Here is a 15,760-nt window from a genome sequence, read left to right as displayed (position 1 = left end):
AAAGGGACACGCATGGATGAGGACGACGGGCAAGGTGAGGATGGCGCGGCGCGGGCGTTCGCCCAGCTCGGCCGCGAAGTGTCGTTGTTGCGCGCCGCCGTCGAAGGTCTGACCGCCGCCCGCGAGAATATCGACATTCCCGATTACGAGCCGACGCTTAAGCGCACCGAAAATGTGCTGGGAGTGCTGGCCCAGCAGATCGCGGCAATGCGGAAAAGTCCTGCCTTGGCGATGGACCCGGCGCATATGGCGGGCGAAATCGCATCGGCCGCAACGGGCGCGCGCCGCGAGGATCAGCGCCTTATCGCCGAGGCGCGCACGGCGTTGGACCAGACCGCGCGCGAGATCGGGAACCGGCTCGCGTCAGCGCGGCGGGGCGACGAGCAAAATCGCCGGCTCTATCTGTTCGGCGGCAGTGGCGTGGTGCTGGGGCTGGTGCTTTACGCCGCCTTTGCGGGTTGGCTCGCACGAGCAACGCCGGATAGCTGGCGCTGGCCCGAATACATGGCGACACGAACGCTGGGTGCGGCGACGCAATGGGATGCGGGGCAGCGTTTGATGCAGAGCGGCGCGCCTGAGAGCTGGGGATTGATCCTCGCGTCCAACCCGCTCGCCGAAGGCAACCGCGAAGCCATCCAGCGGTGCCGCGAGGCGGCCGAGAAAGCGAAAAAGCCGGTGCGCTGCACGATCGAGGTGAAGGGTGGTGATCCCGTTGCGCCATAGCCCATCAATAATCGATCGGAGTGTGTCGGTTTTTCCAGCTTGTTAGGCAGCAGTCATTTGCTCGCAACGAGGTTAGGATGACCGGGGCACCTATATGATATCTCGCCAATGGGGCTTGAGATGATCCACTGCCACCGTTCAGCGGAAGTGAGGTATGCGGCAAGCGAAAGAAAGCAGGAAGGGTAAGGCAATTTGTCGTGCCGAGTAACAATGCATCGAGACTGTTTGAGGCGGGCCTGCTCTGTTAACAAAATAGGATGAACGATCAGGCCTCTCAGCTGTCCTTCCTCGCCAGCGGTACGAGTGCAGATTTGTTCGACATTGGCGGGGATCAGGTGGTCAAGCTGTTCCGCGACAGCGTCTCGGACGAGATGATCGCACGCGAAGCTTTGACATCCGCCCAAGCGGCAGCCAGCGGCGTGCCGACCGCAGCGGCGATCGGACGAACGACATGGGACGGGCGTCGGGCCATCATTTATCCACGGCTGCACGGTCCGACATTGATGGACTGGATCCGTTGTAATCCGATAAGGGCTGGATGGGCGCTCGACCGCATGGGTGCGTTGCACGGCGCGATGCACCGGGTGCGAGGCGGGACATTGCGATCACTTAAACAGGTGCTGGCGACGGATATTACCTATGGCCCTGCATCACATGCGCTGCAACGGTCAGCTATCGCCTATCTTGACCGCCTGCCGTATGGCGATGCGCTGACTCATGGCGACTTTCATCTCGGCAATGTTATGATGACCTCAGGGGGCCTAGTAGTGATCGACTGGTCGAAGGCCGCAGTGGGCCATCCGGCGGCGGACGCGGTGCGATCCGAGATGCTGATGCGCTTTGGCATCGGGCCTAATGATTGGGTGACGAGACTGTGGCGAGACTGGGCGGCGGCTCGATTGCGGAGGAGCTATGCGGCGGCGTCCGGCGTGACCGCTAGCGACATTTCTCAATGGCGGCCCATAGTCGCGCTAGCTTGGCTGCGCGCCCGAGACGCTGGACGGACGCCGGCATTCATGCGCTATCTAGCCAAGGCTCTGGCACAGGCAGGGTTGCCATCGCTTCGTTAACGAAGGCAGGCTGGGGTGCGGCGGCGGGCCGAGCACTTTTTTCCGTCTCGCCTGAGCGATCCGGTGGCTTTGCAGGAAGGCATAGGTGTCACCCGGCTTACCTCAAGGTATTGCTGGGATTGAGGAACTTCTAGATCGGGCGCTCAAATCCGTACCCGCTCTACTTCGGCAAGGCTGATCTCGTCGCGCCGCCGGTCATAGAGCTGGGTCGTACGGGTCGAGCTGTGATTGGCCATAGCGGCGGCGTTTTCGAGGCTCCCGCCATTCTTTAGATAGGTAGTGATGCCGGTCGCACGGAAACTATGGTTGCCGATCTGCGTCCCGATCCCGACGTTGCGGGCGCGGCGGCGGACCATGGCATGGACTTCGGCCTGCCGCAGCGGGGTGGCGCTGAGCGCTTTCGTGCCACGCGCGATCGTGCGGAACAGCGGTCCCCTGCCCTCGTTGATTCCGCACGTCTCTATATAAGAGAGCAGATAGTCTTCGAGGATGTGGTGGCAGGGCATCTCATGCCGCTTGCCGCCCTTTTCATGCAGGCGCAGCCAGAGCCGTCGCCCCTGCACGAATACATCGTCCCGTTTCATCGCGAGCGCCGCGCCCACCCGTGCGAAGCTGTAGATCATGATCCCGATCAGCGCCCGGTCGCGCAGCCCGGCCGGCGTCGAAATGTCGATGGCGTCGAGCAGCGCGCGTGCCTCCTGCGCCTCCAACACCGGTGTTCGGCCTCTCCGCGCGCTATGCGCCGGGCCGCGGACACTGGCGGCGGGGTTGGTCGCGATCACCTGCCCCGTCACCAGCCAGTCGAACAAATGGCGGATCGCGGCCAGGCGCTGCTTGACACTGGGCGGTGCCAGCGATTGCCCCAGCTTCTCCACCCAGGCGGCGACATGTATGGGCACGATTTCTTCCAGGTGGCGTACGCCATGGCTGTGGCACCAGCCTAGAAAGTCCCGCGCCGCCTTCGCATAGGCGCGCCTGGTATTGGCATTGCGGATATTGGCGGCGAAAAATTCAAGGAAGCGAATATGCACATGCGGCTGCGCCTCCGCGACGATCGGCGGTAGGGCGAGCGCAGGCGGTGACAATAACGGCAGCATAAGGATCGGACCTAGACAGAATATGTGATAATGTCCTTTATCACACATTACAAGGAGTAACGACATCTTGAAGTCTGCCCGGGCAGACTTTTTTGAAAAAGAGCCTGCCGATTGGAAAAAAGAATGAGGGAGACGTGAGAGAGGGATAGGCGTGACGCTAGGGATATACATGGAACGCCCGGCGGTATCATTTCATTGCCGCGCGACAGTCGTGATGGATGAGTAGCTCGAAATCAGCGATCGCTGTCTGTTGCAACGTCCCCGTCATTATGAAGCTGGCAATTTGAGGCTGTCTCCGTCCTGAGCAGGTCGCGGACCTGCCTGGAATGCAGAGAGGGTCGGATCTTCCCGGCGGCTTTTTTTGGAGGCTCATGGATCGCCCCTGCTCAAGGCAGATTGACAGGTTTAAGCTCATTAGGTCATGTGGCGGGCTACAGGTGTCAAGGCATAGCACCGAATATATTTCGTAATCATTGCAAATAATCATCAAATATAAATTCGGATGAATTACATGCATACAGATTCATGGTCCGTATATTTACATGGAAATAGCTACGTCTCGACTGAAAAAGGATCGAAGCCGATTCGTGCCTTGTCTAGGAACGATATCATAATTTGCAATGGAAATAGAATTATTGTTTCAGGAAACAATCAAGTTGCAAAAAATCCTGGAATAAAATCTATGGCAGTTGTAGAATTAACCAAAAACTCGGTTGATGAAAATTGCCCAGACGAAACTATATCTATTCCCAGCGAATCTATTTTAGAATTAAAGGGTGTAAAACTTAAAGCAGGCCAGATTGTTAATTCAGCAACGATTTCTCAGAAATTCGTTGATTGTATAAACGTTTATAAGGTCGATCTTGTAGGAGTCAGAGACCTATCTATTGGGGGAATAAAAATTTATTTACATGGATTTAATAAAGAATTATTCGAAAAAAATAATATTGATATTCTTAAGATAAGACAAAATAATGTGCGGCGAGCATTGCATGACGGGTGGAGTTATATAGAGGACAAATCTATCCAAGTTGCAATAGAAGATGCAATTATTTCTCCTTCTGCAGGGGACAATATTTATGAGCTTAATCATCCGCAGAAAATATTCAGGATATTTTCCAGATCTGGGATTGTCACGGAGCAGCATCCTGAAAGTGAGGATGTTCGACGGCTTGGAGTGGCCATATCCGGAGTTCGCGCTGATGAAAAATATATAGCAATCGATTCCAAATGTTTTCGCTCGGGTTTTTACGATATCGAACATTCCGAGGATGGGCCATTCAGGTGGTCAGATGGAAACTCTGTATTGGAAATGCCATTTTACATAAGGAAACTACAGTTAATTGTTAAGTCTGGACTTCCTATACTAGAAAAGAATTAAATATTAATATGTAAAATTTAGGGTATATATCGAGACACATTTTTGATATCATTCCACTTCAGTGGGGCGCTTTAATTTGAGCCGGGGCTCATGGAAGCTGGGCGCCTCCATTTACCGCTCGCCAAATTCGCTAAGGGATGATTCACTGGCTCCGGGCAGTGGGAGCGAACGATGCGGCAATCGGGGCTTTTCGGGTTATCGGACCACATGAAGCGGCTCTCGGCGGACGGCGATCCGCTGGAGGTGTTGGCGCGGGTGGTGGATTTCGACGCGTTCCGTCCGACGCTGGTTGCCGCGCTTGCCTATTCGGACGGTGCCAAGGGCGGTCGCCCACCCTATGATCCAGTTGTGATGCTGAAGGTGCTGGTGCTGGCGGCACAGCACAACGTCTCCGATGCTCGCATGGAATGGCTGATCCGCGACCGGCTGAGTTGGCTGCGTTTCCTGGGTTTTGACCTTGACGCGGCGACGCGGATGCGAACACGATCCGCATGTTCCGTGAGAGGCTGACCTCCGCCGGCGCGCTCGACACGCTGTTCACCGATTTTGACCGCCAGTTGAAGGCGCGCGGCTACCTGCCGATGGCGGGCAGATCGTTGATGCCACGCTGGTGGCAGCCCCAAAGCAGCGGAACACCGAGGCCGAGAAGGCGGCGGTGAAGGAGGGCAAGAGCGCCGCCGAGATCTGGGCGGACGAGCCTGCCAAGGCGCGGCAGAAGGACACGGACGCACGCTGGACGCTCAAGTTCGCTAAGGCTCGTCCGACCGCCAATGGCAGGCCGCAGCCGGACATCGCGATCCCGAGCTTCGGCTACAAGAGCAGCATCTCGATCTGCAAGGCCTTTGGTTTTATCCGCAAGGGCAAGACGACGGACGGCTCGCGCTACGACGGGCGCATGCTGCGCGAGGTGGTCACCAACGACAATACAGCCTCGGATGTCTGGGCTGATACGGCCTATCGGAGCCAGAGCAACGAACGCTGGTTGAAGTCCCAGGGCCGGGTCAGCCGTATCCATCGCCGCAAGCCCAAGGGCCGCCCGATGCCCGAGAATGTTCGGCGCGGCAACGCTACCAGATCCAAGGTCCGCGCCCGGGTCGAGCATGTGTTCGCGCATCAAAAGGCGGTCATGGGCCTGTTCGTCCGCACCATCGGCCTGGCCCGCGCCGAAACAAAGATCACGCTCGCCAACCTGGCGTTCAACATGCACCGCCTGATCTTCCACGAGACACGGGCAGCAACAGGATAACTGTGTCCCCGATTACCAGAAAACCCCGGAAATTCGCCAAATCGAGAGGAAAAAAGCCCAAATCGCGCCGTGCATGGCCCTCGAACCCATCAATCCGTTCAAACCAGCGGGTAAATGGAGGTGCCCAGATTTCATTGACCCCTCTGGTAATGATGATAATGACAGGCTGCGTTTTGGGGCACAATCGGAACATTGCATGGGACATAAGATCTGGGTTGCCGGACATCGCGGAATGGTTGGGAGTGCCGTTGTCCGTGCGCTGGAGTTCCAGGGCCGGGAAGTTCTGACGGTTGATCGGCGGGACGTCGACTTAGGTGATCAGGCGGCGGTCCATGAATGGGTTGGTCGCTATAAGCCTTCTTCGATCATCTTCTGCGCGGCAAAGGTCGGCGGCATCATGGCCAACGACACGCAGCCTGTGGATTTTCTGTATGAAAATCTTCTGATTCAGAACAATACGATTCACGCCGCCCACCAAGCTGGCGTCGACCGCCTTGTCTTTTTGGGCTCGTCCTGCATTTACCCAAAGTTTGCCGAGCAGCCTATTCAGGAAACCAGCCTCCTGACAGGGGCGCTGGAACCGACCAACGAATGGTACGCGATTGCGAAAATAGCAGGCATAAAATTGTGCCAAGCCTATATGCGGCAGTATAATCGCAGTTATGTTTCTATTATGCCATGCAATCTTTATGGTCCTGGTGATAATTTTGATCTCAGGAGCAGCCATGTTCTGCCGGCGCTCGTCAGGAAAATATTAGCGGCCAAGGCAAGCGGGCTGAAGAATGTCGAAATCTGGGGTTCGGGCACGCCTCTTCGTGAGTTCATGCATGTTGATGACCTCGCATCAGGGATTATTTTTTGCCACGATAATTATTTTGGCTACGAGCATATCAACTGTGGAAGTGAAGCGGAGGTTTCGATCAAGGAACTGGCCGAAACCATTGCCGATGTTGTAGGCTATGATGGTCAGTTTATCTTCGACGCAAGCAAGCCGGATGGCACGCCCCGGAAAGTAATGGATTCTAGTAAAATCCGCGAATTGGGCTGGGCTAATAAAATCGACTTGCGGGACGGTATCCGCTCGACCGTCACCTGGTTTCTTGAAAATCATCCTGACGCTCCGGTCGTGTGATAGTGGCCAGACCGGGTTGTACGACTTGACCGGTTAAGTGGGCTCAGGCGAGCCGGATATTAATGGGTGCGATGCATCTTCCTGTGCTCTGACGTCTTTGGACAAGCCATGATGGAAAATCCGTCAGCCGCAATAATTGTCACGGCGCAATCCGTTTTGACGGGCTGGGTAAATGTCAGCCGTGTTGAAGTCCGTATGCCGGACGGCGCAACGGTCGAACGCCATGTGGAAGATCATGGTGATGGGGCGGTCGTTCTCCCCTATGATCCCGAGCGCCGGATGGCATTGCTGGTCACGCAACCCAGAGCGGCTGTCCTTCTGGCTGGAGGCACTGCGCCTGTTGAGGCGATTGCAGGACGACTAGACGGGGAAACTCCCGAAGCCTGTGCCTTGAAGGAGGCGTGGGAAGAAGGCGGCGTCACACTCAAATCGCTCGAATTTGTCGTGCATTTATGGTCGATGCCCTCGATTTCGACCGAGCGACTTCATCTGTTTCTCGCCCCCTACGGCCTCAGCACGCGCGTCGGTAGTGGAGGTGGATGCCTTCATGAGCATGAAAATATCAGTGTCCACGAGATTCCGTTGATCGATCTTGCTAGAGACGCATCCAATGGTCGCATATTGGATGCCAAAACGTTGATCCTTATCCTTTCGTTAAAAGATAGGTATCCGCATTTATTCACGACCAGCTAAAATTTGAAAACTGGTAATAATATTAGAGCGAGGCAATACTACAGTGTCATATAATCAAACTCGTGATGATGCGACATATGTTAGGCCTCGTGTTCTGCTGAATATTGTTCGCTTACTGCCAGAGGGCAAGGGAGCGGGTGGAGCTGGCAGGCTGGTGATGGCGCTGCTTACGCATCTGGCCGAGTATGTCGACCTGCGCGTCGCCATTGCACCGCATTCGGAATATTTGCTGCCCCGGTTTCCCGATCTTGCATTCGTCATCGTGTCGAACGACTCCAATGCCCAGCTTGAGGAGCATCTGGAATGGTGCGAATGTTATATCGATCCGCTTAATGGTCTAAGGCCAATGCATATTGATCCGAAAATCGCCGTGATCAGTATGGTGCTTGATCTTCAACATATGGAAATGCCGTGGTTTTTCTCTGAATCAGAGATAAAATCACGTATCGCAGAATATAGTTATGCGATTAATCGATCCGATCAATTGGTCGCCATTTCGGAATATGAACGAAATAATTTTCACAAATTTTATGGTGTCGACCGTGTAACCGTAATGCATCTTGCCGGCTTCATGGCTGAGGACAGCGGTGTATCGCGAGACGAGGTAACTGCCTGGGAAATCGAGAAGGATAACCCCTATCTGATTTATCCAGCCGTACCTTGGCAACATAAAAACCATGAAATCCTGATTCAGGCGGTGGGTGTGCTGAACCGTCGCGGGGTGAAGGTTCCAGTCGTCTTGACAAACACCGGCGGCCGTACGGACATGAAGAAGAAGCTGGCGGATGTCGCGGCGGCGCATGGGGTTAGAGACCTTGTCACGTTACAGGCCTATCTGCCTGAATCCGAGCTTTTTGCGCTCTTCACGCGCAGCACGGCTATGGTGTTCCCCACACTTTATGAGGGGTTCGGCATTCCTCTGGTAGACGCGATGGCGCTGGGCGTGCCGGTGCTCACCACCAGAACCTCGGCCGTTCCCGAAATATGCGGAGAGGCGGCGTCCTATTTTTCGAACGCCAACAATGTACTTGCGATTGCCGACGAACTGGAAGCTTTCTGGACAGACCCCAAGCGGTGGTCTGAGCAACGCCAACGGGGATTTGACCAAGCTGACCGCTTTTCTTCCAAAAAGATGGCGATCAGCCTGTTGGAGGCGATTCACGCCGCGCTTGCGCGGAAGAAAACAGATGATCAGATGCTGGCGCGCCAAGGCAAATTTTTATCACCGCGCTACAATCCTCTCTCCGTGCTGATCCTGTATGGTGATCTTTCACAGGAGGATCGTGTATGGCTATATTCATTGCCTGATCTTCATGCCTGGCATGTCAGCAAATTCGGGCATGATGCAGACATCACCGTCGCCCTCGATTTATCATTATTGACTGATGATGCGTTAAAGCCGCTGTTCAAAAAGCTTCCCAAAGTCATACTTTATAACGCAAGCGATATGAAATCAATAAGCCATGCGGTTCTGGATTTCAGTACGCGATATGATCAATCGGAAATGCAGATTGTCGTTAAATTTGATAAAGAAAGACTGAACAAATATAGCGCCCCTCGCGTAAATTTGGCGGTTCTGTGCATCGGCCTTCATGCCGATGCTGGATATGCGGTTTTCGACGACAGGATCGAAGATTGCATTCTCGATGATGTTCCGTCCGAAAGCCGGGGCGTCTATCTGTACGATTCCATGTATCGGTATGGCACGGTGATATTTGATACATTTATTAGAAGATCGCACAGCGCTGAATTGAAGAACGGATCGTCCCAATATCTTTCCAGACTGTGCACAGAGCTACGGCGCCTGCGCGTCCCGGCCTGATGCTTTTGCTCCTGGGAACTGATTTAGATCGGCGGATATTTTCATGGACAATTTGATGCAGTTACCCATTTCCTCATCCTCCGATCAACAATCTTTTCCGGTAGTCGGGATTGTAACGCCCGTGCGCAATCGACGGGAATGGACGCTGGGCTTTGCGAATATGGTAGCGCGGCAGGATTATCCGATCTTCAATCTGTACATCGTAGATTCGCATTCCACCGACGGTACACCAGAAGCGCTAGCTGATCTTAATCTACCTTTTTTACGTGTCATTTCCGCGCCCGATTCTAGCTATTGGAGCGGAGCCACCAATTTCGGTGTCAAACAGGCCCTGCTGGATGGCTGTGAATATATTCTCACGATAAATGACGACGCGATAATCATGGATGATTATCTTTCGCGCCTGATTGCGTCTGTCGTGAAAACCGACGCGAAGATTATCGGTAGTGTCGTGGCCTATGTCGACAATCCGGGGCGGCTATGGGGCGTGGGTGCTCATAATGGCTGGAATGATGGCGCATTCCTGCAACTGTCTATGGCCGGTCTATGGGATGACGCCGTGCCGTTTACAAGCGACAGCGCCCTGTTGCCGGTTAACTACCTATGTGGCAATGGCAGCCTCTTCCATCGCACCGTTTTCGAACAGATCGGTCTGTATGACGATAGATGGACCCCCCATTATCACGGCGATAGCGAACTGACCATGCGCGCGGAGCGGGCTGGTATTGCGCGCTGGGTGTCGCCGGCGGCCCGTGTCTATAACCGCTTTTCCGAGGTTGCCGATGGCGGTTTTGCGAAGAGGAATCTTCGGTTCTTTTCGCTCAAATCCGCAAATTACGCCAAGGCTACACTTTATGTACTCGATAAATACTGTCCGCCCGACCTTAAGATAAAGGCATTGGTGCGATATTATGCAAAGTACATACATCAGCAAGATTGGCGGCAATGGTCAAAAATGCTGCGTGTCGCCGCATTCATGTCGACCGATCAAGAACGTAGGTCGGCGTCTTTAAGCCATTTTCTACCCTCCACCGACCAGCATCTCAGCATCATTGCCGACCTAGAGATATTACTCAGCCTTCCAGACAGGGAATTTGTGGTGATGGCATATGCCTATCTTCTGCGGCGTGCTGCGTCTGATGAAGAATATGCCGGCTATATCCATGCCTTGGCTGCAGGGCATCCCCGCGAGAACATAATTGAGGGCTTTCTCAAAAGCGGCGAGTTTGACAATATTCATGGCTCGCTACGTACATTCATGCTCACGCTGCTACGACTGCGTGCTAGCGAAGAACTTGTGGCTGACGGTCTGCTGATGTCGTCAAAGGAAGACTGGATAGTAAAGCATATTCTAGAAAATCGGTTGCCGCCGTCATTGTCCGATCTTTTAGTGTGGATGGCGGCGGACAAACCTGTTCTGGAAAAGCAGATGGTGTTGGACAAACGCCTGAAAATATATATGAATATTGATGTGCTGTGCATGGCCATGGTCGACCCGAAGGCCGCGACCGGGGTGCATCGCTATGTATCCAATCTGTTGTGGACCATCGCCGACGACGATGGTGTTGATGTCATACTCTTCCACTCGCCCAGGCTCGCGGAAAGCTGCGCGCAACTGATACGACGCAAGGGCATCCCTGCGCACCTAAAATTTGCAGCGCCCTGGGAGAAGCCGGAGATGGGGCTTGTCTTTTATCCCTACTTCCCGCTCGAAGGCTGCGACCAACGGTTCAGCGCCCTCCGCACGGTCATGACAGTCTGCGACATCTTCCCGCTCACGAACCCTGAGTGGTTCTCAAGTGAGGCTGTAGCCGCCTTCAGGCGCCAAATGCATGGTTTGAGCGCGGCCGATCATATAATCTGCATATCGAAAGCGACCCAAGACCATATCCGCCATATTCTTCCAGGCCTGTCTGCAACGATGTCCTTCGCGCATCTGGGGGTTACGTCACCTCCCAGCCGTGAGGCGTCGACATGGGCTACCGGGCAATCGAAGCCTTATTTCCTGTGCGTTGGCACCATCGAGCCCCGGAAGAACCTGTCCTCGGTCATCTCGGCTATGAAATTGCTTTCCGAAGAGGGTGTGAATGATCTAGAAATGCTGGTCGTCGGGCAGGAAGGGTGGTCTATCACCTCGTCTGAGCTAGGCAAGTTGGCGGGACATGCCGCGCCAAAGATAAAGTTTCTGGGGCGGGTCGATGACGATACGCTGTGGCACCTTTATGCGGGGGCCGTTTGTACCGTTTTCCCCTCTCTTGCCGAAGGTTTTGGGTTTCCGATCGTGGAATCTTTCGCGGCAGGAACGCCTGTAATCACCGGTAACGGCTCAAGTATGGCTGAGATTGCTGCGCAAGGTGCAATTCTGGTAGATCCCTTAAATGTCGAGGAAATTGCGGCGGCCATCCGTTTGCTGTCTACGCGTGACGATGTGCGCACCTCTCTTGGCCGAGAGGCGGCGCAGGTCGTCGGAAATTTTACCTGGGAGAAATGTGCGGCCGAACATCTCACCGTTTTCAAGACCTTGCCGCCTTTGGACGTTGACTGTGGGAGCGAAGATGGGATCGCTGCTGGGGCGGTCGGCGGTTAACGATGCGAGCCCCCCGGGTTAACGCTGCAGCTATAGCTAGAATGATTTCCATTCAATCTGGTTCATAGACGCATGATCTGAAGTAGTTGGTGCATTCGGTGTGACGTGACCCCCAGATTTCCTCCAGCTGGGATTAGAGCCGGGCAGCTTTGCTGCGCATGAGCGCGGATGAAGCAATGGTCTGTGGAGCGGAGCCCGTAGGGCGCAGCGGAGCAGGCCATTGCTTTTGCAGTTCGGAGGCGAAGGCCGCCGGGGTCTCGTATCCAAGGGATGCGGTCTCTGCTGGTTGTAATCCTCTGCCCAGGCGGAGATCACCACACGGGCAGCCGATCACCGCAAGGCCGTCCTCACAGGAGCGATACGGATTAGCGTCCCCAGAAACGTGACCAGCCATGTGAGCTTTTGGCATTGTCGGCCGCCGCGACAAGCTCGGCATGGAGCTGGTCGCGCTCTGCTGTAAGCACCTGGGCCGTCTGCTCAGCGGCTGCGCGCGCTTGCGCCAGATCGGTGGTGAGCTGGTCGCGCTCTGCTGTAAGCGCCTGGGCCGTCTGCTCAGCGGCTGCGCGCGCTTGCGCCAGATCGGTGGTGAGCTGGTCGCGCTCTGCTGTAAGCGCCTGGGCCGTCTGCTCAGCGGCTGCGCGCGCTTGCGCCAGATCGGTGGTGAGCTGGTCGCGCTCTGCTGTAAGCGCCTGGACCGTCTGCTCAGCGGCTGCGCGCGCTTGCGCCAGATCGGTGGTGAGCTGGTCGCGCTCTGCTGTAAGCGCCTGGGCCGTCTGCTCAGCGGCTGCGCGCGCTTGCGCCAGATCGGTGGTGAGCTGGTCGCGCTCTGCTGTAAGCGCCTGGGCCGTCTGCTCAGCGGCTGCGCGTGTTTGCGCCAGATCGGTGGTGAGCTGGTCGCGCTCTGCTGTAAGCGCCTGGGCCGTCTGCTCAGCGGCTGCGCGTGTTTGCGCCAGATCGGTGGTGAGCTGGTCGCGCTCTGCTGTAAGCGCCTGGACCGTCTGCTCAGCGGCTGCGCGCGCTTGCGCCAGATCGGTGGTGAGCTGGTCGCGCTCTGCTGTAAGCGCCTGGGCCGTCTGCTCAGCGGCTGCGCGCGCTTGCGCCAGATCGGTGGTGAGCTGGTCGCGCTCTGCTGTAAGCGCCTGGGCCGTCTGCTCAGCGGCTGCGCGTGTTTGCGCCAGATCGGTGGTGAGCTGGTCGCGCTCTGCTGTAAGCGCCTGGGCCGTCTGCTCAGCGGCTGCGCGTGTTTGCGCCAGATCGGTGGTGAGCTGGTCGCGCTCTGCTGTAAGCGCCTGGACCGTCTGCTCAGCGGCTGCGCGTGTTTGCGCCAGATCGGTGGTGAGCTGGTCGCGCTCTGCTGTAAGCGCCTGGGCCGTCTGCTCAGCGGCTGCGCGCGCTTGCGCCAGATCGGTGGTGAGCTGGTCGCGCTCTGCTGTAAGCGCCTGGGCCGTCTGCTCAGCGGCTGCGCGTGTTTGCGCCAGATCGGTGGTGAGTTGGTCGCGCTCACTTACAACATGCGCGAATTCAAATGATTTCTGCTCAGCATGAACTTCTAAACCAGACAACTCTTTTTCATAGAAAGAAATAGTATTGCATGTCACTCTACTATGATAAGACCATGCAGAGATAAAATCGTCTCTTGACTTGATTGAAAAATCAACACTGGTTTGGCTATCGCAACTCGATATTATAATTTTAGTGAACTGATCAACAGTATCGATAAACTTCTTTTTGTCCTTTATCAAAATAACAGATGAGCCGAAATTAACTTCAATATCAGAAAGGTCTATTGAAGACAACAGCATTTTTGATAGCTCTGATTCTGCATCATTTCTAAGTTTATCGTCACTTGCAATTGCGGAAGTGTCTATAACAAGATCAGAATAATCTATGCATTTTGAATATAAATATATATGCATTATCACAAATAATAAAAATAAACTCTCATTTTTTGGTGACAATTGAGCATCTGAAAAAAAATCTCTTAAGGAACTAATGAACTTATCATTTTTACTGGATGTATTAACAGTCTCTAATATAGTGGATATAAAGTATTCGTTTCCTTTCAGGCTTTGTCCGCAATACGATGCCCACTGATCGAATATGTTTCTATAGACTAGCACATTATTGACGGGAATAGACTTTTTTATAGAGCGAATTCTTCCCAAGGTTCTGGTCTCGCTCAGTACTGGGATCTTCCTACTTTTATATCCTTGCTCTATCAGAAGTCTTAAATATGATATCTCTTGCAAAGACAATTCGCCATTTATTCCTCCTTCGGGAATAAATCTTTCAAAAGACATATTTGAGTCAAATAATTCTATGCCGCCACCTTTTTTTAAAAAAGGCAAGAACTCCAAGAAATAGGGTGCTTGCGCAGGATGTCCGGATGACCAGCTAGAATGGCTATTAAAATTTAAGGATTTTGCATCAACATTAGCCAAGGACTCGTGAAATACCTCATAATATGCTAAAACATTAGGAAGTTTTCTAATCTTACTCCATAGCCAAGTGCTTGAAGTGCGAAAACTAGAATGAATAAATACTGGAGTCGGTAAAATATTAGCATTTTCTGCACTAAATTCATTCTGTGAATTAATTATAGATGTATTCTGGTTTGCCATTGCTATGTTTCTTTCTGTTCGGATTCACCAGAAGCAGCAAATTTCAATTCGTGTATGCAGGATTCATGGCCTTCCGCGCAAGGCTTGCGTTTATGGCCGTGCAATCAATGCAGGGTTTGGCAAGGATGAATTTTCAAACGCCGTGCCGGCGCATCAGGGTATCGCAATGGAGAGGCTCGGACCCATTCGCCTCCGCGTCAATGCAGAAGCGAACGGTTGTCCCTGTTGCCCGCGACAAGGTCAGGAATCGTGGGCGTTTTATTGCTGTCTCCTGCCCGCGCTGGGCCGATAGGGAGTGCGCGTCATGGGGGCCAGTAGTCTCCCGCCTGCCAGGAGAGCGAGAGATCTTTTCTTGTCACGGTATCCGGCTTAGAAGCCCTATTATGACGATGATTTCAGATGTTTCAGGCTCGACCGGCGACCGGGGATTTTGGTACGGCTTGAGAGTTCAGGGCAATGTCATCGGCGCCTTGCTGATGCGTGAACTGCACACCCGCTATGGTCGTGAAAATATCGGTTATCTGTGGGTGTTTCTGGAACCCCTCAGCCTAGCGAGCGCCGTTGCATTGCTGCACGCTGGGCACGGGTTGCCGCATGGCGGCATTCATCCTGTCCCATTCGCCATCCTGGGTTACACGATGTTCCTTATGTTCCGTGGCATGGTCACCCGCGCTGATGGGGCATTGGAATCCAACATGCCCCTTCTGTATCATCGTCGTGTGACGATATTCGATATGATGCTGGCGCGTGGGCTGCTTGAAACTGTCGGCTCGATTATGTCATTTGCGGTTCTCATGAGTTTGATGGGGATATTGGGCCTAGCTGACAGTCCAAGTCGTCCTTATGAACTTCTGCTTGGAATTTGGCTTCTGTTCTGGCTGTCATTCTCGCTGTCGCTTTTGATATGCGCCTGGACCCATGATAACAGGCTGGTTGCCCGCTTTGTTCATCCCATTACCTATATTCTGATGCCGTTGTCGGGGGCCTTCTATCAGGTTTCATGGGTTCCCGAACCCTATAGAAGCTGGCTGGGTTGGTTCCCCCTGACAGGCATTTTCGAACTGTTGCGCTACGGCCAGTTCCATATGGCGAAGGATACCTATGTGTATGTTCCCTATATCGCCGGCTGCTGTCTGCTGTTGAGCTATGCGGGGCTGGTATCCATCAAGGTGACCAGGCGCCATATCCACCTCCAATAGGGCGACACCGTGTCGTCCTCTGCGGGCGCCACGGTGACGGGGTGGGGTGTTGCCTCTCCTTCGATCTGCCGACTGCCAAGCCGGGTAAGGCTTTCCTGATCCCGCCCCGTCCCCACCAACGCCAATATAGCGACGGAAGGCGGGCGTGCGGCGTCCTGCCCTTTCCCCGCCCCTCCTACCACTGTCGGG

10 protein-coding genes and 2 pseudogenes are annotated in these 15,760 nt (G+C 54.3%); 9 read left to right on the top strand and 3 right to left on the bottom strand.

Annotated features, from left to right (window positions below):
• The first annotated feature begins 12 nt into the window (after positions 1-12).
• Both AC07X9_RS24075 and AC07X9_RS24070 read left to right on the top strand, forming a co-directional pair.
• Entirely contained in the window at positions 13-723 is a 711-nt protein-coding gene (locus AC07X9_RS24075) for a DUF6118 family protein (RefSeq protein WP_086486471.1), read from the top strand.
• 257 nt (positions 724-980) lie between these two features.
• Positions 981-1,793, top strand: coding sequence for a phosphotransferase family protein (locus AC07X9_RS24070; protein WP_086486472.1), 813 nt, complete (start codon positions 981-983; stop codon positions 1,791-1,793).
• Positions 1,794-1,936: 143 nt separating this feature from the next.
• On the opposite strand, the gene AC07X9_RS24065 is transcribed toward AC07X9_RS24070, so the two are convergent.
• Complete coding sequence (locus tag AC07X9_RS24065) at positions 1,937-2,896, bottom strand: tyrosine-type recombinase/integrase (RefSeq protein ID WP_441347674.1); 960 nt, start codon at positions 2,894-2,896, stop codon at positions 1,937-1,939.
• Positions 2,897-3,482: 586 nt separating this feature from the next.
• Here AC07X9_RS24065 and AC07X9_RS24060 point away from each other — a divergent pair.
• The 6 genes and pseudogenes from AC07X9_RS24060 to AC07X9_RS24035 all read left to right on the top strand — a co-directional run bounded on the left by AC07X9_RS24060 (position 3,483) and on the right by AC07X9_RS24035 (position 11,751).
• Positions 3,483-4,271, top strand: coding sequence for a hypothetical protein (locus AC07X9_RS24060; RefSeq protein WP_176342174.1), 789 nt, complete (start codon positions 3,483-3,485; stop codon positions 4,269-4,271).
• 171 nt (positions 4,272-4,442) lie between these two features.
• Positions 4,443-5,517 (top strand): annotated as a pseudogene (locus AC07X9_RS24055) (IS5 family transposase).
• 73 nt (positions 5,518-5,590) lie between these two features.
• Positions 5,591-6,649: a GDP-L-fucose synthase family protein gene (locus AC07X9_RS24050; RefSeq protein WP_369596880.1), complete on the top strand. Its 1,059-nt coding sequence runs from the start codon at positions 5,591-5,593 to the stop codon at positions 6,647-6,649.
• 108 nt (positions 6,650-6,757) lie between these two features.
• On the top strand, positions 6,758-7,342 hold the full coding sequence (locus AC07X9_RS24045) for an NUDIX domain-containing protein (RefSeq protein ID WP_254908190.1): 585 nt from the start codon (positions 6,758-6,760) through the stop codon (positions 7,340-7,342).
• Positions 7,343-7,499: 157 nt separating this feature from the next.
• A complete protein-coding gene (locus AC07X9_RS24040; RefSeq protein WP_086486475.1) occupies positions 7,500-9,164 on the top strand; it encodes a glycosyltransferase family 4 protein in 1,665 nt (554 codons plus the stop codon).
• Between the two features lie 43 nt (positions 9,165-9,207).
• Positions 9,208-11,751, top strand: coding sequence for a glycosyltransferase (locus AC07X9_RS24035; protein ID WP_086486476.1), 2,544 nt, complete (start codon positions 9,208-9,210; stop codon positions 11,749-11,751).
• A 133-nt stretch (positions 11,752-11,884) separates the two neighbouring features.
• On the opposite strand, the pseudogene AC07X9_RS24030 reads toward AC07X9_RS24035, so the two are convergent.
• Both AC07X9_RS24030 and AC07X9_RS24025 read right to left on the bottom strand, forming a co-directional pair.
• Positions 11,885-12,075 (bottom strand): annotated as a pseudogene (locus AC07X9_RS24030) (integrase core domain-containing protein); the annotation flags it as partial.
• Positions 12,076-12,116: 41 nt separating this feature from the next.
• Positions 12,117-14,372 carry a coiled-coil domain-containing protein gene (locus AC07X9_RS24025; RefSeq protein WP_495198007.1) on the bottom strand — a complete coding sequence of 752 codons (2,256 nt, stop codon included), beginning with the start codon at positions 14,370-14,372 and terminating at the stop codon, positions 12,117-12,119.
• A gap of 383 nt (positions 14,373-14,755) precedes the next feature.
• On the opposite strand from AC07X9_RS24025, the gene AC07X9_RS24020 reads away from it, so the two are divergent.
• Positions 14,756-15,571 carry an ABC transporter permease gene (locus AC07X9_RS24020; protein WP_254908191.1) on the top strand — a complete coding sequence of 272 codons (816 nt, stop codon included), beginning with the start codon at positions 14,756-14,758 and terminating at the stop codon, positions 15,569-15,571.
• Positions 15,572-15,760 lie beyond the last annotated feature (189 nt).

The sequence above is a fragment of the Sphingobium sp. GW456-12-10-14-TSB1 genome (genome assembly GCF_059424385.1).
Note: the sequence above shows the minus strand (reverse complement) of the source record. Positions and strands in the feature narration are given on the sequence as shown.